This window comes from Paenalicyclobacillus ferrooxydans (assembly GCF_001399675.1).
Lineage (GTDB): Bacteria > Bacillota > Bacilli > Alicyclobacillales > Alicyclobacillaceae > Alicyclobacillus_B > Alicyclobacillus_B ferrooxydans.
In genome coordinates this window covers 199898-220458 of the sequence record NZ_LJCO01000096.1, presented here as the reverse complement: position 1 = coordinate 220458, position 20561 = coordinate 199898, and the positions used below count along the sequence as shown (strand labels likewise).

Annotated in this window: 22 protein-coding genes and 2 riboswitches; of the genes, 14 read left to right on the top strand and 8 right to left on the bottom strand. The window is 49.5% G+C overall.

Annotated features, from left to right (window positions below; genetic code table 11):
• From AN477_RS21660 to AN477_RS21640, 5 genes are read left to right on the top strand one after another with little or no spacing between them, the layout of a single operon-like run.
• Complete coding sequence (locus AN477_RS21660) at positions 1-771, top strand: ABC transporter ATP-binding protein (RefSeq protein WP_054971257.1); 771 nt, start codon at positions 1-3, stop codon at positions 769-771.
• Between the two features lie 15 nt (positions 772-786).
• Complete coding sequence (gene cobU, locus AN477_RS21655; RefSeq protein ID WP_054971256.1) at positions 787-1335, top strand: bifunctional adenosylcobinamide kinase/adenosylcobinamide-phosphate guanylyltransferase; 549 nt, start codon at positions 787-789, stop codon at positions 1333-1335.
• Positions 1332-2294 carry an adenosylcobinamide-phosphate synthase CbiB gene (gene cbiB / locus AN477_RS21650; RefSeq protein WP_054971255.1) on the top strand — a complete coding sequence of 321 codons (963 nt, stop codon included), beginning with the start codon at positions 1332-1334 and terminating at the stop codon, positions 2292-2294. Before cobU ends, cbiB begins: the two co-directional genes overlap by 4 nt.
• Positions 2282-3028, top strand: a complete 747-nt coding sequence (cobS, locus tag AN477_RS21645) for an adenosylcobinamide-GDP ribazoletransferase (RefSeq protein WP_054971254.1) — start codon at positions 2282-2284, stop codon at positions 3026-3028. The genes cbiB and cobS overlap by 13 nt, the downstream gene beginning before the upstream one ends.
• A 12-nt stretch (positions 3029-3040) precedes the next feature.
• Positions 3041-4138 (top strand): pyridoxal phosphate-dependent aminotransferase, encoded by a 1098-nt coding sequence (locus tag AN477_RS21640; RefSeq protein WP_054971253.1) that lies wholly within the window; start codon positions 3041-3043, stop codon positions 4136-4138.
• On the opposite strand, the gene AN477_RS21635 is transcribed toward AN477_RS21640, so the two are convergent.
• Positions 4124-4768 carry a histidine phosphatase family protein gene (locus AN477_RS21635; RefSeq protein ID WP_054971252.1) on the bottom strand — a complete coding sequence of 215 codons (645 nt, stop codon included), beginning with the start codon at positions 4766-4768 and terminating at the stop codon, positions 4124-4126. The genes AN477_RS21640 and AN477_RS21635 overlap by 15 nt on opposite strands.
• A 35-nt stretch (positions 4769-4803) precedes the next feature.
• Between AN477_RS21635 and AN477_RS21630 the strand changes: the two genes are divergently transcribed.
• From AN477_RS21630 to AN477_RS21620, 3 genes are read left to right on the top strand one after another with little or no spacing between them, the layout of a single operon-like run.
• The gene (locus AN477_RS21630) at positions 4804-6231 is read left to right on the top strand and encodes a cobyrinic acid a,c-diamide synthase CobB (RefSeq protein ID WP_054971251.1); all 1428 of its coding nucleotides are present in this window, start codon (positions 4804-4806) and stop codon (positions 6229-6231) included.
• On the top strand, positions 6232-7767 hold the full coding sequence (locus AN477_RS21625; RefSeq protein ID WP_054971250.1) for a cobyric acid synthase: 1536 nt from the start codon (positions 6232-6234) through the stop codon (positions 7765-7767).
• Between the two features lie 27 nt (positions 7768-7794).
• Positions 7795-8580, top strand: a complete 786-nt coding sequence (locus AN477_RS21620) for a cobalamin-binding protein (RefSeq protein ID WP_054971249.1) — start codon at positions 7795-7797, stop codon at positions 8578-8580.
• Between the two features lie 981 nt (positions 8581-9561).
• Here the strand turns inward: AN477_RS21620 and AN477_RS21615 are convergent.
• A complete protein-coding gene (locus AN477_RS21615) occupies positions 9562-9834 on the bottom strand; it encodes a hypothetical protein (protein WP_054971248.1) in 273 nt (90 codons plus the stop codon).
• 247 nt (positions 9835-10081) lie between these two features.
• Entirely contained in the window at positions 10082-10357 is a 276-nt protein-coding gene (locus AN477_RS21610; protein WP_054971247.1) for a hypothetical protein, read from the bottom strand.
• 146 nt (positions 10358-10503) lie between these two features.
• On the opposite strand from AN477_RS21610, the gene AN477_RS21605 reads away from it, so the two are divergent.
• The 4 genes from AN477_RS21605 (at position 10504) to AN477_RS21595 (ending at position 13425) form a co-directional block, all read left to right on the top strand.
• Positions 10504-11118 carry a TetR/AcrR family transcriptional regulator gene (locus tag AN477_RS21605; protein WP_054971246.1) on the top strand — a complete coding sequence of 205 codons (615 nt, stop codon included), beginning with the start codon at positions 10504-10506 and terminating at the stop codon, positions 11116-11118.
• A 366-nt stretch (positions 11119-11484) separates the two neighbouring features.
• Positions 11485-11643: a hypothetical protein gene (locus AN477_RS24845; protein WP_157062109.1), complete on the top strand. Its 159-nt coding sequence runs from the start codon at positions 11485-11487 to the stop codon at positions 11641-11643.
• A 348-nt stretch (positions 11644-11991) separates the two neighbouring features.
• A complete protein-coding gene (locus tag AN477_RS21600) occupies positions 11992-12768 on the top strand; it encodes a DODA-type extradiol aromatic ring-opening family dioxygenase (RefSeq protein ID WP_054971245.1) in 777 nt (258 codons plus the stop codon).
• Positions 12769-12867: 99 nt separating this feature from the next.
• Positions 12868-13425, top strand: coding sequence for an NADPH-dependent FMN reductase (locus tag AN477_RS21595; protein WP_054971244.1), 558 nt, complete (start codon positions 12868-12870; stop codon positions 13423-13425).
• 275 nt (positions 13426-13700) lie between these two features.
• Here AN477_RS21595 and thiE read toward each other — a convergent pair whose 3' ends face one another.
• From thiE to AN477_RS21570, 5 genes are all read right to left on the bottom strand, one after another.
• Positions 13701-14372 (bottom strand): thiamine phosphate synthase, encoded by a 672-nt coding sequence (thiE, locus tag AN477_RS21590; RefSeq protein WP_054971243.1) that lies wholly within the window; start codon positions 14370-14372, stop codon positions 13701-13703.
• Positions 14369-15190 carry a hydroxyethylthiazole kinase gene (gene thiM / locus AN477_RS21585; protein WP_054971242.1) on the bottom strand — a complete coding sequence of 274 codons (822 nt, stop codon included), beginning with the start codon at positions 15188-15190 and terminating at the stop codon, positions 14369-14371. Before thiM ends, thiE begins: the two co-directional genes overlap by 4 nt.
• Before the next feature lie 15 nt (positions 15191-15205).
• Complete coding sequence (gene thiD, locus AN477_RS21580) at positions 15206-16144, bottom strand: bifunctional hydroxymethylpyrimidine kinase/phosphomethylpyrimidine kinase (protein WP_054971241.1); 939 nt, start codon at positions 16142-16144, stop codon at positions 15206-15208.
• Positions 16137-16895: a thiaminase II gene (gene tenA / locus AN477_RS21575; protein ID WP_083486548.1), complete on the bottom strand. Its 759-nt coding sequence runs from the start codon at positions 16893-16895 to the stop codon at positions 16137-16139. Before tenA ends, thiD begins: the two co-directional genes overlap by 8 nt.
• Before the next feature lie 67 nt (positions 16896-16962).
• Positions 16963-17063: riboswitch (TPP riboswitch) on the bottom strand.
• Between the two features lie 139 nt (positions 17064-17202).
• Positions 17203-18258: a BMP family lipoprotein gene (locus tag AN477_RS21570; RefSeq protein ID WP_054971294.1), complete on the bottom strand. Its 1056-nt coding sequence runs from the start codon at positions 18256-18258 to the stop codon at positions 17203-17205.
• Between the two features lie 193 nt (positions 18259-18451).
• A riboswitch (cyclic di-AMP (ydaO/yuaA leader) is annotated at positions 18452-18592 on the top strand.
• Positions 18593-18597: 5 nt separating this feature from the next.
• Here AN477_RS21570 and AN477_RS21565 point away from each other — a divergent pair.
• Together AN477_RS21565 and AN477_RS21560 are read left to right on the top strand one after the other, a co-directional pair.
• Positions 18598-19461 (top strand): LysM peptidoglycan-binding domain-containing protein, encoded by an 864-nt coding sequence (locus AN477_RS21565; RefSeq protein ID WP_169787937.1) that lies wholly within the window; start codon positions 18598-18600, stop codon positions 19459-19461.
• 223 nt (positions 19462-19684) lie between these two features.
• A complete protein-coding gene (locus AN477_RS21560; protein WP_054971239.1) occupies positions 19685-20446 on the top strand; it encodes a peptidoglycan recognition protein family protein in 762 nt (253 codons plus the stop codon).
• The last annotated feature ends 115 nt before the right edge of the window (positions 20447-20561 follow it).

Here is a 20561-nt window from a genome sequence, read left to right as displayed (position 1 = left end):
ATGAACCAAACTGCAGCGCTCCATACGGAGGACTTATCTTTCGACGGTATATTGGAACGTATTCAGTGTGAATGGGCGAGCGGGCAAGTCGTCGGGCTTGTGGGCCCGAATGGAGCAGGTAAGTCAACGCTATTGCGTCTACTTGCAGGGGTGATTCGACCGACTCGAGGTCGAATCTATATCCGTGGCCAGTCGATTTCCAAAGTATCTCCGAAGGACCGGGCAAGGGACGTGGCTTATCTGCCGCAACAGATTCCGGACAACGCATCGTTTACGGTTGAACAGTACGTAGAAATGGGACGCTTCCCTTATCGTACACTCTTTGGAGGCCTCGATAGGGAAAGCCGTGAAGCTGTGAATCGAGCAATGACTGGCTTGAACTTGTTGTCCTTTCGAACCGCCCGGCTTGATCAAATATCCGGTGGAGAACGGCAGCGTGCAGGCGTTGCACGTTGTCTGGCCCAGGGCAGTCCAATCATTCTGCTCGATGAACCGATTGCAAACCTTGATGTTCATTACCAGTTGGATATCCTTCTTCATCTGCAAAGGTTGGCCGAAGAGGGGCGACTCATCGTCATGGCGATTCACCATCTTGAGCTTGCCGCCAGGTATTGCGACAGGCTGTTATTGCTGCATTCAGGTCGAGTGTACGCCGAGGGACCTCCGCAGGATGTTCTGTCAGAGCGTGCTTTAGAAGAGGTGTTCCAGGTGAAAGCCAAAACGTATGCTGATCCGTTTGGCGGACACCTGCGTGTGAGTTATTCGCCTTGAAGGGAGGAAATTGTGTTGGGATATACCTTTGTTCTTGGCGGTGCGCGTAGTGGAAAGAGTTCGTTCGCAGAACAACTGGCACTGCGCCTATCCGAGATCCATTCCATGAATGTTGCGTACGTGGCAACCGCACAAATCAGCGATGATGAGATGCAAGAACGTATCCAACGTCACCGTTCAGGGAGGCCGTCACAATGGGAGACGGCTGAAATCCCACTCAACGTTTCCAGTTGGCTCCAAACAGAGCGTGCGCCGCAGGTTATTCTCATTGACTGCCTGTCCCTGCTCCTAAACAACTGGATGTTTCTCGAGGGCTGTGACGAAGAGCAGGTCTTCGTCAGAATTGACGCGCTTGTTTCGGCAATGGCAGAAACGGAGCACCGCGTGATCGTTGTCAGCAATGAGGTTGGGCAAGGCATTGTCCCGGGGGATGGCGTGTCACGCCGGTACCGGGATTGGCTCGGTGTCATGAATCAGAAGACGGCCCAATCTGCAGAGAAGGTGATTTGGGTTGTTGCGGGAATCCCAGTAGATTTACGAAAACTGCAGGTATCCATTCCATGAATCTCCTCTTCGGTGCTGCCCTAGCTCTGTTCGTTGACAGAATGATAGGAGATCCGAGATTCATTCCACATCCCGTAGTATGGATTGGTAAGTACATCACGCTGTTTGACCGCCGATTGAACCGAGCCGTTACCTCGCGCAACGTAAAACGCGCCTTGGGTATCTTCCTTACCCTCACCACCGTATTGATTGCAAGCATTATCCCGTGGTTGTTCCTTTTTTTGCTGAAACGATACACGACGGTGTGGGTGGCTTGGACGATAAACGTGTTTCTCATCTCTACAACGATAGCTTGGAACGGTTTGGTGAAGGCAGGGTGGGGCGTACTCCATCGGTTGCAAACAGAGGGGATAGAAGCTGCACGGCGAGAAGTATCCATGATAGTCGGGCGGGATACTGAACATTTATCGGAAGCCGAAGTGGTACGTGCCACGGTAGAGACCCTTGCGGAGAATATCGTGGATGCGATTGTCTCCCCTATATTTTATGCCTGCATCGGTGGGGCCCCATTGGCACTCCTTTACCGAGCAGCCAATACACTCGACTCTATGGTCGGGTATAAAAATGAGCGTTATGTGGACTTTGGGTGGTGTTCTGCTCAGCTTGACGACGTATTGAACTTCATTCCGGCCCGTCTGACCATTGGTCTCCTATGGGTTGCCACGTGGATGACAAAGAACAACGCACGCGAGGCAATCCGAATCATGCAGAGGGATGCCCGCAAACATCCAAGTCCCAACAGCGGCATCCCGGAATCGATGGTTGCAGGTGCACTCGGCGTTCAACTGGGCGGCGTCAACTTCTATGGAGGTATCGAATCCCGGCGAGCGACGATGGGCGACCCCAGCAGAACTTTGCAAGCCTCCGATATTAGGCGCACAATTCTTATTGTTCATGTCACGTCTATCGTGATTTTGGTCATGGCAGGGCTAGGAGGTGTGTTGGTTTGGCAATTGTAAGATGGTTCATTCTCGCGACACAATTTGCAACAGTGATTCCAACACCCTCCATCCGGAGTGTAAGTGACAGTGATGTCCGAACGAGTGCGCTCTTTTTTCCAATTATCGGCGGAGCGCTTGGGTGCGTCCTTTGGGGTGTGCAATATTTTCTAACGAGACATGTGCCAAGCTTGCCTGCCACGGCAGTTTCACTGACGGTGTACACGCTTCTTACAGGAGCGCTTCATCTGGATGGTCTGATGGACACGGCTGATGCCATTGGTAGCAGACGCCCGCGCGAAGAGGCGCTCCACATTATGAAAGACAGCCGCGTTGGAGCCATGGGGGCTGTGGCTGCCATCCTCGTCCTCATTGGGAAATTGACAGCTATATCAAGTGTTTCCCCGCAAGATTGGGAGCCCTTTATCGTTGTTCCAATGATGTCTAGGCTGTCCATGCTCTGGTCGATGGCGGTGTCTCGCTCTGCCCGACAGGAGGGGTTAGGCAGTTTTTTTGCACGAAGGGTGTCGGTGTGGGTCTTGGCAGGCGCGACCATTTTTAGCGGAGTTGTATGTATTTTCATTCTGCCATTGAAGGACGTACTATGGGTGCTTGTTTACGTTGTCGTAACAGTCTCACTTTTTAACGGTTGGATGGTGCGCAAATTCGGAGGAACGACAGGAGATACTTACGGTGCTTTAAACGAAATCACGGAATGGGTTGGTTGGATGGTATTTGCAGCCATGGTCCATTAAGGGGCGCTATAGATGCACGGCGGACGAATTTACGAGTATGCAGAGAAGAGCGGACGCAGCTCTAACCACGTGTTTGATTTTAGTGCAAACATCAATCCGATGGGACCTCCCAAAAGCGTTATGACGGCCATTCAAGGTGCGCTTAATGGTATTCGACATTACCCGGACGCCCGGCACATCAAGGTGATTCATGCCATCTGCAGCAAGTATCCGATTGCGAGTACCCAGAGTGTTTTTTGCGGTAACGGTGCGTCAGAGGTGATCGATTTGACCATCCGTGCACTAACTCCGAGGAGAGTTTTTCTGTTTGAACCCGCGTTTGCGGAATATCAACAGGCTGCCGAGCGGGTTAGAGCCGAGGTCGTCCATATCCCCCTCTTTGCAGGATCGTCGTTCGGAGAATCCCTGACTGATCTCGGAGAATTGTTGCATGATATTGTAAGCCGATGCAGACCCGCCGACTTGGTGGTCATCAACAATCCGCACAACCCAACGGGCCTGTGTTGGCGGAGAGAGGAGTTCATCGGCTTCGTTGCAATGCTTGGCGAGAGAGGGGTTTCGGTTCTCGTAGATGAATCGTTTATGGATTTTCGACCCGACGAGTCGGAGAGAACAGTCATGCCAGACACAGAGCATCTGAAAAACCTTATTGTTGTGCGATCCGCGACGAAGATCTATGCCATTCCAGGCCTTCGGTTTGGCTTCGGCGTAGCGCATGCAGATCTGGTCCGGAAAATTGAAGTGAATCGCGACAGGTGGAGTGTCAATCATCTGGCACAGGCTGCGGCCATCGCAGCGTACCAAGATGAAAAGTTTGTTCGGGAGACCTGGGATTGGCTACAAGCAGAACAAGAGTTCGTTCTTGAGACGTGGGGCAAACATTGGGCCGTCCAACTCTACATCCCCAGTGTCAACTACTTCTTGGTTCACGTACGGGAAGACCTGCCTGTTGAGAGCATTTTCGCACGACTTGAGCGAGAAGGAATATTTGTACGCCGCTGTGGAAATTTCAGGGGCCTCGGGGCGTTTGACATTCGAATCGCAATCCGGTCTCACGAAGATAACGAGCGAATGTGGAACACCTTTCATGATGCCTTACGAAGGCTGTGATGGGGGTTTCATGAGTCCATTTGACAAATGGTCCGTGCTGTCAAGAGTGTCTACGTGAAATCTTCTGTCGCGGTACGTGACACGTGCGATCGATGCATGATGAGGTTGCCAGTGCCGAAACCGTCCTAGCGGATCGCCATGGTAGTCTGCCAGCCAAAGGCCGAGCGGTCCGCCGTGCGTCACAATGCACACCGTACCCTCTTTGTGCTTCGCGACAAGGGAGTCAAGCCCTTGTTGAAAACGGCGCAGTGCTGCACTGCGTGACTCACCGGATGGAAACTGAAAGTCCGACAAGGAATCGTCCAGCGCGGCATCCATCAGAGACTTGTACCGTTCATACGCGAGGAAGGAAGACATCCCGTCAACGATACCAAGGTGAATCTCGCTCAGAGCCGGACATGTGTTTATCTCAAGATTTCTGCGCCTCTCTGCTATGACACTGGCTGTCTGCAAGCAACGCTTCAGCGGACTGGAGTATAGGCAGTCGATAGATACGTTCCGTAGCGCGTTTGCCACAGATTTGGCCTGCAAGACGCCAAACTCATGCAACGGAGGGTCAGTATGACCAATCAAGGTATAGTTCAGGTTCTCTGCTGTCACACCATGCCGCACGAAGATGAGCGTCGTCACATTGAGTCCTCCAGTTTGAAAGGGAGTTGAAATCATTGAATCTACCTCGAATCGTCATTGCAGGCACACATAGCGGTGTGGGGAAGTCCACCGTTTCTCTGGGCCTCATGGCCGCATTTCGTCAGCGCGGGCTATGCGTACAGAGCTTTAAAGTCGGGCCGGACTACATTGATCCAAGTTATCACACGGCCATTACCGGCAGGGCATCGAGGAACCTGGACAGTTGGATGCTAGCTAAACAGATGGTCCGGGATATCTTCGTCCATGCTGCGACTGATGCGGATGTCTCTATTGTAGAAGGTGTGATGGGATTTTACGATGGCAAGGATGTCTTGTCGAACGAGGGAAGCACTGCGGAGATTAGCCTTTTGCTCAATTGCCCCGTTCTTCTGGTTGTCGATTGTTCTGGGATGGCCCGAAGTGCTGCGGCGATTGTGAAAGGATATCAAGACTTGGACCGTCGTGTAAACATTGCCGGTGTCGTAGCAAACCGTGTAGGCGGGGAAGGGCACTTTCGTCTGATTCAACAGGTGGTGGAACATGAATGCGGTATACCCGTCGTGGGGTACCTGTCGAAGCATTCGGAAATCGAGATCCCGGAACGACATCTGGGGTTGATTCCGGCTATCGAAAGGGGAGAACACACGCCGTTGCTGGAACAACTGAGCACGGTGGCATCGTCTGCGATTGATTTGGATGCGGTGCTCTCCTTAGCGAAGGCTGCACCGGAGATACCAGAGAGTGAAAAAGGCCAGGTGTACCCGTCATTTTTATCGAAATACACTGCGTCGGACGATATGCGAAAGACCCGGATTGCCATCGCCAAGGATGCTGCCTTCAACTTTTACTACGAAGAAAACCTGGAGCTACTTGAGCACTACGGGGCGGAACTTGTGTTCTTCAGTCCACTCTCCGGGGAGAAGATTCCGGAAGATGCAGGGGGCTTGTATATCGGCGGAGGATTCCCTGAAGAGTTTGCAGCTCAACTTAGTTCCATGAAAGATGTTCGGGATGACTTTCGAGAGAAAATTCGAAACGGCTTACCGACCTACGCAGAGTGTGGAGGGTATATGTACCTCACGGAACAACTGACGGACCTGGCGGGGACTACGCATGACCTGGTTGGCCTCATTCCTGCACGGGTGACCATGCAGAAACGCCTTTCCGGATTTGGCTATCGGGAGGTCACGGGCATGGAGGGAAACTGGCTGGTACCTGCAAAGGAGTCTGCGCGAGGGCACGAATTTCACTACTCAACAATCGAGTTTCGTTTGCCGCAGGTTTTTGCGTATGAAGCATCTGCGTCTCGTTGGTCAAGCCGACGAGGTGAGGGGTATTTGAACGGTAACCTTGTCGCTGGATACACGCATCTTCACTTTGCTTCGAATCCGCTTGTCGCCGAGAAGTTTGTGGACAGGTGCAGAACGTATCGAGCAGGTGAATCAGGAAGGCAGGCGACATGAATGACACGGAGCCTAATGGTTGTTGGTACCTCTTCGAATGTCGGAAAAAGCATCCTGGCAACGGCCCTTTGCCGTATCCTCACACAAGACGGCCATCGCGTAGCACCGTTTAAGGCACAAAACATGTCTCTGAATTCCGCGGTGACGCCTTCCGGCCGCGAGATTGGACGGGCTCAGGCTGTTCAAGCAGAGGCATGCGGGATCCTATCCAACGAGCACATGAACCCCGTTCTGTTAAAGCCAACTGGGAACATGCAAAGTCAGATTGTACTGCAAGGTCGTCCAATTGGAACGAGATCGGCAAAGGATTATTTCTATGATGAAAAGGAGCTGCTATGGCGGGCGGTCGCGGAGAGTTATCAGTTCCTCGCACAGCGGCATGACATTATTGTCATTGAGGGTGCGGGGAGCCCTGTGGAGATGAACCTGAAACAACGGGACATTGCCAATATGAGGACAGCAAAGATGGCTGACGCGGGTGTACTGCTTATTGCAGACATTGATCGCGGAGGCGTGTTTGCGTCAATTGTGGGGACGCTTCAACTGCTTGATCCTGACGAGAAAAAACTGGTCAAGGGTATCCTCATTAACAAGTTTCGCGGAGACGCTAGATTGTTTGATGAGGGGCGCCGATGGATCGAAGACTATACCGGTGTGCCTGTGCTTGGGGTCATTCCATATATACCAAATCTGGCGATTGATGAGGAAGACTCCGTGGGTCTGTCGGGGGATCGTTATCACCAAGTAAAGCCAATCAGGAACGGTATCCGCGTGGGCATTGTTCAGCTTCCTCACATCTCAAATTTCACAGACTTCGATCCGCTCTTCCTCGAACCGGGCGTTGACACAAGTTTCTGTACGAGTTCAGAGGATTTGCATCATGTAGATGCCATCGTGATACCTGGTACAAAGAGCACCTTGATGGACTTGCGGTGGTTGGATAACACCGGCTGGACTGCGTCGATTCAGAGGACGGTTCGTGGTGGGGCACACGTCCTTGGTATCTGCGGCGGATATCAAATGCTTGGAATGGAAGTTCATGACCCGGAACACTTTGAATCTGAGATTGACACTTCTAGCGGATTAGGACTCTTTGATACGGTAACCACTATACATGCGGACAAGACAACAGTTCTAGTGGAAGGTGAGTTCGCAGGCGAATTTACAGGTATTCCAGTCAAGGGTTATGAAATTCACATGGGAGTCACCGAGTTTTCCGGAACCCAGAACCCGCTTGCCATGACATACCGGGTCTACAGCGATGGAGTACACACACCCCCTTCAGACAGTCCAATACCGGAGGGACATATATCTACAGATGGGCGAATCATCGGAACGTACCTTCACGGGGTATTTCACAACGATGTTTTTCGTAATGTCTGGCTAAACAGGATACGACACGACAAGGGATTGCCGTTACAAGAAAAAATTACGAATGTCAGGGCACTTCGTACCGAAGAATTTGACCGACTCGCCCAAGTAGTTCGAACCCACCTGGACATGGGCAAATTGTATGACGTACTCGGCCTTGCATGAACGATATTCACAGGAGGTGTTCGTACTATGTATCCACAACGAATTGTTTGTCTTGCTGCAGAAATTCCAGAAATCCTGTATCGGCTGGGGGCTCTTGACCGGGTTGTCGGCATTTCCGCCTACACGACACGCCCGGCGGAGGCGCTTCTCCTGCCGAAAGTATCCGGATTCAAGCATGGTAGTACCAAACGAATTCTTAAGGATCAACCAGACATTGCGATTCTAACCTCTGGGGTACAAAAGGAGCTCGCTGCTGAGCTCTCTAAACAAGGTGTGACTACGGTGCATTTTAACCCGCACCGGCTTGAGGATATGTTCCATACCATACAACTGATTGGCAACTTGATTGGGAAATCGGATGAAGCCTTGGCGTATGTGGCCGAGCTCCGTCAAGAGGTGGATGAAGTCCGTCAGAGTGCGGCTGAACTTCCCTTTCGACCGCGTGTGTATTTTGAAGAGTGGATGGACCCTATCATCGTTGGAACGGCATGGGTAAGTGATTTAATAGAGATTGCAGGCGGTATTGACGTGTTTCGTGAAAAATCATTGGAGGGACGCCATGCATCGGAACGGGTTGTAGAAGCTGATGAGATTGTTACTGCCTCCCCGGATATCGTGTTCGCATCTTGGTGCGGAAAACCATTCATTTCCGAAAACTTTCTTACGAGACCGGGTTATTCCGAGATACCTGCTGTTAAGCATGAGATTGTTTTCGAGCTCGACTCTGAAATACTTCAGTGTGGCCCAATGTTGCTCGACAGCTTGAAGAACATACACGGTATCATTCGGACCTTCGTCCGTAGTACGTTCTGAACGTGGTGTCCGCCTATGGGGATAATACAATAAATCCATTATCGTGACGGTTGTGATGCAAAGAGAGATGTACGACCATCTCGTCCTTCATAAAGTGTTCTGATGGTTAAGCGTTGATACAGATGGTCTCCAATGCTCTCGTAGTCAATCTCTTTGAATCCTTGAAGGGAACCTTGTTGCGGATAAAAGGCTTTAGTTGAGAAGAGTACAGTCCGCCACATACAGAGTTGATTCTGAATAATTGTGCAAGAAGTGCTACCAAGTTGGCGTCGACTTGCCGCCGTTTAAGGCAGTGTGGCGGAACAGATAGAAACGAGTGTTGCATAGGAGATTTCAACGGCACGCGTGAAGGGTGGGGACTCACAGGGAAGCACTTAATGCTCACTGTGAGTTCCCGTGAGTTAAATTTCAAAAATCTCATTTTCGGTATCTGATTTAAGTTGTGAGTGACAGGTTTTTTAAGGATGAAGATACCTTTTCATCAGCAAAAGACCTTCTCCTACCCGAGTGGGTGTGCTTAAAGCATTGGCTGGCAACGGGCAACTTATGCTTCAAGTCATTATGTCCACTTTATTCTATCGCCGACGTGTACGCATGACAGTTCGGGAGCTAATATGCTCGACGGTGTAGACCTGTCTCTTACCTGGATATGAACCATGTCTGCGGGAAGTTCCTCCACGTAAAAGTCGTCCATGAATACGTTTGTGATGCGGATACGCGTTCCGAGACCGAGATTCTCGACCATTTAACCCGAGAGAAGAGACATGGACAAGCTTGGGGGCTTTTGACTGGGATAGCCATGCTTCAGCGCCAAACGCCTATCTACGCGGTATGGACATCGACAATTCAATAGTTAGGCTTTTGATGGGTGTAGGCTTCTCGACACCATAAAGAGGCGAAAAAGCCTTGGTACACAAGGGATTTCACGGACATCACCGTGGAGTCCCTTTTGTCGTTCTAGGGACGAGCATTGTTTACGAATCAGGTGCTGTTCTTGCGCAATCTGCCTGCGCCGATGGGACTCTCCACATCGAGAACGTGAGACTGTGGGAACCACTCGATGTTGGTAGCCTTTTTTGCGGCAATGATCCTTACGATTGTGTTTGGATATGAAAAAACGATAAACACGCCAAAGTCAGAATCAAATGGTGTGACTAGTGGTGAAACGTAAGTGTCGACCGCCATTGCCGGGAAGGCGCTTTTAAACCCATAGATCATCAAAGGAGACGTACTTCGCATCAGGGATACCGTCACGCTGGATTCAGTCCTATGATTCAGAAAGGAGCGTTTAAAGTTGCAAGGGGGCTTGACACCGCATGGTGCTAGGCCCCCTTTTTGACTAAGCTGGTTGCAGTTCAATCATGGGTTAGCATGATTTGATATGCCAAATCTGCGAGTAACTGCCTGTCGTCCATTGGCCGGGTCACCATTCAATCCACCATCCACAAAGTTTTCAACCGAGATGAATTCACTGGAAATCTATTCCTGAATTCTGCGTCCCCTAGTGTTGATTGACGTGTTGTGTGAGATATTTATTGAAATCTTTGTCACATCCGGAATAATAAACTCCACCGATGTTCGTAACGATGACATGGTCCTGACTGTTCATCACTGACAGTACCCGTTTCCCAATTTCATCTTTGGTGCAATCGCTATAGACAATCCATAGTGACTCTTGAGGTTGGTACACCTCTCCGAGAGACGAAAGGAGTCGTGAGACTTTTTTGCGTGTTGTTGACGAGGTATGAAACTCGGCGGAGATAAGGAACCGTTTCATTAGGAATGCCGCTCCTTACATTTGATTTGACTCATCTTTGAAGACAATCGATTAACTGGAACGTAGTCCACATAATCATTTTATGTGGACCATAGTCCATTTGTCAATCTGATAAGGCTATACTACAGTTGTATAGGGAGGATGACATGAGCGACATAAAAGGCATCAATGTGGAACGGAAACGTAAAGAAAGACGAGAATCCATTGAAAATCGCGAACTCATCTTGAGTACCGCCAGAAGGCTTTTTGCTGAAAATGGAGTAAGAACGGTCAGCATGCGTCAGATTGCACGTGAGGCCGGTATTGGTCAAGGTACCTTGTACCGTCAATATACGGATAAGGGGGCCTTGTGTGAGGCACTGCTCCGGGAGACGATAGAAGAGTTCCAAAACACCTTCGAAATACGAATTTTAGCGAGCGCCGACAAGGCGTTGCAACTCGTTGAAGATTTGCTTGAACATATTGTGCACTTTACTGATGAGAACGCCGAAATGGTTAGTGCACTCGTAGAGGTTGCACTCACCGAGCGCCATCATGTGTTCTATCGCATACCTTTTTACGCGTGGGCACGCGAAAAGATTATGCAACTTTTAAATAGGGGTATTGAATCAGGAGAAGTTCAACCACTTGATGCGGAGTACACCGCTTACGTCCTCTTATCTCCGCTGGTCATGAACATCTTCATTCGGAAGGACTTTTCTTCTGAGCGAATTCTGCAAACAACTCGACAACTGTTATTAAATGGGGTCAAAGTTCGGTAACATTCAATGTCCGTTGTGTTGCAGCATGCGATTGTATGTGTCACGGCCACGGCATGAGCACCTCATGCTACCAGGCAGGGCACTATCACTGCGAATACCTGCTGAATTAGATTTTTAGAACTAGTTCCCTGCCGTTTTGTACGAAGCGCATCATGTTGACACGTCATTGCGCGACGCACATACTCTTATTAAACGGACTTCGGTCCGTTTAATATACAAACATATTATCACGATGGTGGAATATGGAGAAGGGATCTGTCGAGAAACATGTCGCACGTTACTATGGACAGCAATTATATGTATTGTGTCGTCTCTGATATTTGTTTCCGAAAAGTCCTATCCCCCGAAAGTTGGGAGGTGTGCGTAGTGGGAGCGAATGGCAGCTACGATATCGCCTTTACGGTAGGGAAGAATGGTAACGAAGCAGATTTTGTGGGAGCGTGTGAATTGTTCGTTAAGACACAGCAGATCCAGAAAAACGCTGAAGGCTACGCGGCAAGTTTACCGACCGAGCCAAGCCAGTAACTAATGAGACGAGTCAAACGGAGCATAGGGCGTAGCTTCGGGACGTGTTTGTTGTCAAAGAGGGCAAGGGAAATCGTGAAGGTGGTTCAAAAGGGGTCCTAACTGTCTTAAGTATTATCGGGAGTGTCGACTATGTTTTTTCGACGGGTAATGACGGATTTAGTAGTTTGACGACACTGACTTCAATTTTATCCCGCCACTTTTAAACCTCCAATTGGCTCAACACTCTAATCAGACCTTATTCCGTTGATTGTATTGACGAAATGGAAGTAACTATTGTATTGTTATTAACATCAAATAAAGCTCTGGCTGATTGACGATTTTCACAACAACCAAGGGGGTGTCAACGTGATTCCAGCATTGTTTATTGCACACGGAGCTCCGCTCTTAGCCATTGAAGACAATGATTACACCCAGTTTTTAAATGGACTAGGACAAGAACTTCCGCGTCCTAAAGCGATTGTATTGTTTTCTGCGCACTGGATTGCGGGTTCTCAGAAGGTCAGTGAAGTGGCGGAATATGACACCATTTATGATTTCGGAGGATTTCCAGATGAACTTTACCAGATAAAATATCCCGCTAAAGGGAACCAACAAATGGCACACCAAATTTCAAATTTATTCAGTGAGAACGGCATCCCGTTTGAGATGGACACAAGACGCGGGCTTGACCATGGCGCTTGGGTCGTTCTGCGTCTGCTCTATCCGAATGCTGATATTCCGGTGATCGCGATGTCCGTCAATCCGCGCCTGTCGCCAGAGCAACAGTACAAAATTGGACAATCGCTGGTAAAGTTACGCGCAAACGACGTTTTGGTTATCGGCAGCGGGGGAACGGTACACAATCTGCGGGCCGTTCAGTTCCTGGAAAACGATTTAGACGAATGGGCACTCGAATTCGACCAATGGTTGGAAAAGCACCTCAAGAAGTGGGATCTTGACGCACTATACAGCTATGATACGCTAGCGCCGAATGCCAGCCTTGCCGTGCCGCCTCATGGAAACGAGCATTTTGTTCCACTGTTTTACGCAATGGGTGCTGCTGATGATGTTCGGCAGGCGACATTGTTGCACCGCAGTTATCGTTACGGAAATCTCAGTCATAGTGTTTGGGCATTTGGATAAGTGATGATTTCGTAATGCTTATGAGAATGTACCCTTAGCGCACAATAAGTCTGATTTCGATTTCCAGCATGGAACTAAACTAAGAGAGGCGGATTTCCATTGACAAAAAAGGTAGGTATTATAGTCGGAAGCTTGAGGAAAGATTCATTTTCGAAAAGGTTAGCAGCAAATGTCGCTTCATTATTCCCTGAGGGATTTGAAACTGCATTTGTGGATATCGGAGGTTTAGCGCTGTACAACCAGGATTATGATGATGAAAACAACGTTCCGGCAGCATATACGACATTTCGCGACGTAATGAAAGAAATCGATGCGGTATTGTTCGTAACACCTGAATACAATCGTTCGGTGCCTGCCGTATTAAAGAATGCGTTAGACGTTGGTTCTCGTCCGTATGGAGCCAGTGTATGGAATGGCAAACCTGCGGCGATTATCAGCCAGTCTCCTGGCAGCTTAAGTGCTTTTGGTGCAAACCACCATTTACGTCAATCGCTTGTATTCTTAAACATGCCCGTCGTTCAACAACCGGAAGCCTATATTGGTAATGTTGCTGAGTTATTCGATGATCGTGGGCAGATCAAAAGTGAAGGAACTGTAAAATTCCTGGAATCATTCGTTGCTGCATTTGTTGATTTGATAAAGAAACAACAAGGGTAATGTGGTTCATCACTTCGTAAGTGGTTCATCACTCCGAATAGGCTTATTTGGCGCTGCAAGACAAAGTTTTGCAGCGTCTTTGTCAATGCCTTTCGTTTCGCCAGAGTGTGCAAAGATTACCTTGATGGATGCAACGATTTTTTAACAGATACTCGAATAGATTGGATGGTCCAATAGTCTAGACTGGAAAGTACTTTTCTGCTGCATGGGGGTACAAAAAAAGAAAAGAGGAGACACACTGGTTCATACATTATGGTGTCTCCTGTTTTCTTTGGTTATGAATGAGAGGTTCTGATCAACTTATGAAATCCACGACTGGCAGACGTGGGATCGACTGCCTGCATGATGGCGGAGACGACTGCGAGGCCATCTGCTCCGGCGGATAGGACGTCAGGTGCGTTCTGGAGGTTGATGCCGCCAATTGCGACAATCGGAATTTGTGGCACTGCTTTTGCCATCGCCTCAAGCCCTGACAATCCACAGACGACTGCATCGTCTTTTGATTGAGTTGTGAAAATTGCACCCGCACCAATATAGTCTGCTCCATCCTCAAACGCCGTTCTTGCTTCGTCTAATGTGGTTGCAGATACGCCGACAATTCTGTCTCCAACCAATCGCCGGACATCTTGGCACGAGATGTCTGATTGCCCCACATGGACGCCATCCGCATCCGTTAACAGAGCTATATCCACTCGGTCATTCACGATATACAGGGCATTGTACCGGTACGCCAACTCGCGAATTCGGCGGCCGTATTCCACCAAGGCACGGCCGTCCTCACGTTTCCGGCGTAGTTGAATCGTGGTTGCCCCTCCTTGCAGGGCCATTTCAATCACACGCAATTGTTCGTCAACGTCCTCGCGCTCATCGGTCACGACGTACACGGATAATTTGTGTGCCAGTTGCTCTGGGGAGACTCGGGAATTTGTCCCTTCTGTCCTGTTCATGCGTTCACTTCCATGAGCTCAACCTTTGCACGGGAGTTTACTTGCGCTTCGGTCAGCCCGTAGAGCGCATCGAAAAGGGCTGCCTGGAATGTTCCGGGGCCGTGCGCGGTTTCAGCGGCGATTTCTCCAGCTACATTTAAACAGGTGATGGCTGAGATGGTTGCTTCGGCATAGACGTGAAGCCCGCTTCCTCGTTCTACGACTCCGATGAACGCTCCAAGAATGGCAGTCAGTGAGCAGCCCGATCCGGTGATGATGGCAAGGAGTGGATGACCGTTACCTAGTTTCCACATGTGCTGCCCATCCGTTACAAGGTCCTGCTCGCCGGTTGCCACGACTACCGTTCCATGGGCTCTCGCATACTCCCACATATGAATCGGCAAGGTGTTACTTGACCCGGATGAGTCTACCCCAACGACCTGCCCCCCAGCGCCCACCATTAGCCCGATTTCACCTGCGTTTCCGCGCAGAACCGTAAGCTGCAGTTCACTGGCCAATTGTGTGGCAACACTGGTACGGTATGGGGTCGCACCGACGCCAACGGGATCGAGAATTACAGGAATGCCAGCGTTGTTTGCCGATTTCCCGGCAAGTCGCATTGCGGTGACGACATTTGGGTCGAGTGTCCCCATGTTCAGTGAGAGAGCTCTTGCGATTCGAGCCATGTCCGCCACTTCCTCATGGGCATATGCCATGACGGGGGAACCGCCGACTGACAACAAGGCATTTGCCGCCGTGTTGGTAACCACCAAATTGGTGATGTTGTGGACAAGTGGGCGCTCATTCTGAACGCGTGTCAGCCAATTTCCGATTTCCATTACAAAATCTCCCCCTTAAACGACTCTCCATTCAGTATCCTGGTAGACATTAAATTTGCCGACTTGTGGCCAGTAGGCCTGTGGTATGGGTGTTGAATGGTCAGTCGGACCGTGACCATGTCCAACGTCCCAAGTGCGTGCCCGTGATATGGCTTCGTACACAAAGGCTTTCGCACCCGCAATCGACGCGAGTGAGCTAGCCCCAGACGCAAGCAGAGCCGTGATGGCTGCTGAGTAGGTACAGCCTGTACCGTGTGTTTTCTGACTGTCTACTCGTGGCGTAACAAGATAAGTGAACTTGTCTGTGTCCTTCTGGTAAACGATGTCTGTTGCAAACGCGGAGGCGTCATATAAGCCGGATGAACTCTTCTGATTGGTTTCGATTGTGACGGACGTCGGAACATGCCCGCCTTTGATCACGACCAAATTCGTACCGAGGCTTGCAATATCGCGAGCGGCCCGGTGGCAGTCCTCCCAACTGTGTAGAGGATAGCCACAGATGACCTCAGCTTCCGGGAGGTTGGGTGTCACGATACTTGCCAGCGGCAGAAGTTGATGTTTCAGGGCTTCGACCGCATCGCTCTGCAAGAGTGGTGCACCACCTTTGGCCACCATCACCGGATCGACAACAACTGGGGAGGTTACGTTTTCACGTAAAAACGAGGCCACCTCACGAATGATGGAAGTAGATGACAACATGCCTGTTTTTATCGCGTCCATCCCGATGTCGTCGTAAACCGATGAAAGCTGGGCGCGAACGAATTCAGGGCTAACGTCATAAATCGCTTGAACGCCGCGTGTATTCTGAGCTGTAAGTGCTGTGACAACCGAGAGTGCGTAGACACCAAACTGATGGATGGTTTTCAGGTCAGCCTGGATGCCGGCTCCGCCGCCACTATCCGATCCAGCAATCGTCAAGGCACGTGCCACATGTCCACTCGGCTGTCTAAACACAGGTGTTCACCCGCACTGAGAGTGAATCGAACGAGTCTGAATCCGGCTTTTCCCCGAGTGGATAGGCACCCGGACCGCTTGGTGTCCACTTCTGCAACGTAAAGGCCATATCAAAAAATTGATACTCCAGTCGGGAACTATCAAGAAAAGCGGATCTCATCATGGCCAAGTCAAGTTCTCTCGCACCAGGAGCGAGATGGTCGAGCAACGCCGTCAATTCCATCAGGCCTTGGTGCATCTCGTCGCTTGCATAAAATGAAATCCAATCGTAAAAAGGATGTTCAGTCGTTGGCTGGAACTCTTCTATGATTCGTCTGGCGGTATCCACATAGACCCATTGGCAGGGGAGCACGACTGCAACAATCTCGCCGAGGGTTCCTTGCTGGGCGACGCACAGCATATGACGAGCGTAGTGATGGGCTGTCGGGGCAAGTTCCACGGGATGTTGCATGACCTCATCGTGGGTAACACCTGCGACTCTGCACAGGTTAAGATGAGGGATGAGCTCCCCTTCGAGCAAAATGCCGATGCGGTTGTAGAAGAGGCGCATCTGGTCCGGTGTCTGGGCTTTGGAGAGTGCCATGCCATAAACTTTGCTGTAGGTGTTCAGATACTCTGTGTCTTGACTCACATAATGAATGAGTGATTCGGGTGGAAGCTGGCCTTTTGCAATTCCCTGGACAAACGGATGAAGGTAAATCGCTTCAAAAATGGGGTCTGCGTCCTGACGAAGTGATTGCGCGAAAGACAAAATGATAGCCTCCTTCTTCGTTGGAGGCCGCTTGGGGGAGAGAGGTGAGCATACTCCCTGGTAATGGGAATGCTGCTCGCCACTTTCCTACGCTGGTATTACCCAGGTCAGGTTCGAAGGGTCCAAGGATTTCTCCTTGTCTCAGCAAATGCTCCCCTAGTGGCTCCGATTGTTTGGTTTCGATGTAACTATACCATGTTTTCGTAAAGTGTCCTTCGCAAATTGAAAAAGTCCCCGGTGTCAAGGCACAAGGGACTCGAATCGTAATAAAGCGCGGACGTGGGAGTTCTTTGGAATAGACCGCAATCTACTTTTGCACCGTGGTCGAAATGTGAATTTTGCCGTCGATAATATCTTGTTTCAGCTGGTTTACCTGACTGACGATGCTCTGTGGGACACCTTGCATGGGGGCTGTAATACCTACACCGTTTTGCTTTAAGCCAAACGTATCAACACCTGATTTGAATGTATTATTCTTGACCGACTGAACGACATCGTACACAGAGGTATCGACACCTTTCGTAGCACTCACAATCACGTTTTTCGGGGCTAAGTAGCTCTGGTTTGTGTCCACTCCGATAGCGTATTTGTTTGCAGCTTGGACGGCACTAATTACGCCTAAGCCGCAACCACCTGCGACAGGAAATATAATGTCTGCGCCTTGTGACATCTCGTTCTGTGCATATTGAGCACCAAGTGCAGTATCTGTGAAGCTGTCTGTATAAGTTACTAGTACCTTGCCGGTTGGATCTTCACGCTTGAATCCCTGCTGGAATCCTGCGATGTAACTGTCAACTGGTGGTGATGGCTGCCCGCCAACGACACCAACAATATTTTGGCTGTTTAAATTCGGTAAACTGTGGCCCTTTTGAATCAGTCCCGCCATAGCACCCGCGAGATAACCAGCTTGTTCAGACTGGAATACAGCTGATACCACGTTTGAACGATTGGTGATCACATCATCGATAATCATAAACTTGATGTTCGGATATTGCTGTGCTACCTGTTCAACAGCATCATGCATGAGAAATCCGACTGCGATAACAAGGTTGTATCCATGGGATGCAAAATAAGTCAGGTTTGGGACGTAGTCGGTGGCTTGTTTGGACTGTACGACCTTTCCTGCAGCGCCCAGCTTTTGTTCTGCTTTGGTCAGTCCGACGTAGGCTAGATGATTAAATCCGTTGTCATTCAGTCCTCCAATGTCGGTTACAAGTCCTACCTTGAGACCCGTCCCGGTCGTCCCAGCCCCGGTAGTTGGGGCGGGTGCAGTATTATTTCCTGCTGGCCCACACCCACTGACAGCCAACGTCGCTACAAAAACGGATAATGACATAAATGACACAATTATCTTTTTGCTCATGGACAGTGCCATCCCCTCGATGTGTCTCATTATTGGTTGTAGGGTTTTCATGCACTTGCAATTTGATACTCTTCATGGGGACGCGGGGGTGTTCATGCGCAACTTTTGAATCTCTTAAATCCAAATTTTTATACTGCAGTCATGATTTGTGTAATGAAGGTAGTGATAGAAACGTGGTACATTTTCACCAAGTTCAACCATAAAGCCGAATCGTCAATGAGACTTGATGTACGGGGGATCTTTCGTCCAATCGGACTTGGGGAGAGGCGAAATGTGCCGGGTTAACTCGAACCCGATCCCGACAGCTAACCTCGGAGGCAATACGAGAGGATGAATTGTTTGCGTAACTTGAAGCTGGGAATTGGTCTCTTAACGACTCTTGTTGCAGGTGGCCTCGCTATCCCTTCCGCACTTGCTGCGACCACAGGAGCCAATTCAACGACGGTACAACCGGGCAACACATTTTGGACAATTTCGCGGGCTTATGGTGTTTCCATGCAAGCACTCGAGGCTGCAAATCCGTCGGTCAACCCAATGGACCTCATTCCCGGTACGGTATTGACCCTCCCCTCATCAATCGGCACAGGACAAAGCAATTCACAGGACGCAACTTCGCCTCAAGCGGTGACTGTACAGCCGGGCGATACCATGTGGACGATTTCACAAGCTTATGGTGTGTCGTTGCAAGCAATCGAGACAGCAAATCAATCTGTGAATCCGAATAATCTCTTGGTGGGAACAGCTCTTGTACTGCCTAAGACCGGTGCCTTGGCAGGAGACAGTTCGACAAAGAGCTCAGCAGCGATTACGAGTACACAGACTTCAACCGTGCAACAGCAGAATTTGTACTGGATGGAACATGCCATTAATGCGGAGGCCGGAGCTGACTCACTGCAGGCTCAAATCGCTGTGGGGGATGTGATTCTTCATCGTTTACAGGCAGGTGGGTATGGGAGCACCGTGCATGATGTCGTGTTTCAGGTGATCAACGGTCATTACCAATTCACGAGTGTTGCGAACGGTTACATATATACCACTCCTTCAGCATTAAGTATTCAAGCTGCTATGGACGTATTGAATAAAGGTGAAGACGTGGTTCCAAGTGCAATGGTTTTCTATAATCCTGCGTACACACCGACTTCAAGCTGGGTGAGGTCTCAGCCGTATATCACGCAAATTGACAATCTTATTTTTGCCAAATGAACGGGAAGCTTAGGACAGCCCGCGTTACTGGTTAAAACCTAGTTGGGTAAAAAGACTACCGCTGGTAGTCTTTTCTTTATAAGTATAGAGGGAGTCTCATCAGTTTCTACTGGCATCACGGTAATACCGTGGGGTGAAATGCCACTCGACCACTCCGACGGATAATAATGCTTCGTTGAACACAGTTTATAAGAAACATAAAATAAACGGGGTCTTATGGTCTGTGAACAAAAATTTTCTCCTTGCATTTACCTTGATGACGTCACTTCTAGTCAAGCCCTCACTTGTGTATGCAACTGCATCGGATGCTGGAAATGTGGATAACGTGGTTCAGAACCAGTTCACCATTGAGGGACAATACATGTTGATGACAAAGGAGCAATTCAAGGATTGGCTACTTCACAAACAGTTTACGAGAAATATCAAGTTGATACAGGAGCATCATACCTGGAGTCCATCATACAAGGACTTTAATGGGTCAAATTATTTGCCGCTGCTGAAGTGGATGGAACGATATCATGTCAACGTGATGCATTGGAATAACATTAGTCAGAATTTAACTATATTTCCAGATGGGGAAATAGTGGTGTGCAGACCACTTGATTCGTCTCCGCAAGGCTCAATCGGGCTCGAGAATTCAGCTGCGCGGAGAGCAATTGAATCTAAATCCATAACAATCGAAAACCTTGGGAATTTTGACGAAGGTAATGATGTCATGACTCCAGAGCAAAAGGATGCGATTGTTTATGTTACAGCACTGCTTTGTATCAAATTTGGCCTGACACCGTCAATCAACACGATCACATATCACCATTGGTGGGATCTAGGTACGGGACAAAGAGTCTTAGACCGTGGTCAAAAGAACCGTGTCAAGACGTGTCCCGGTACTGGATTTTTCGGAGGTAACTCCACAACAAGTGCAAAGGCGAATTTTTATCCCCTCGTATTAGAACAAATGAAACAGATAGAAGTTTCTATGCACTAACAGATAGAAGCTTCTATGCACTAAATGATGGGGATTAAACACACGTTTGGCCTCATCTGAATTGGGTAGCCAAGTATCCTCGCCATGGATTGCGTTTTTCTATTCAGGAATACCC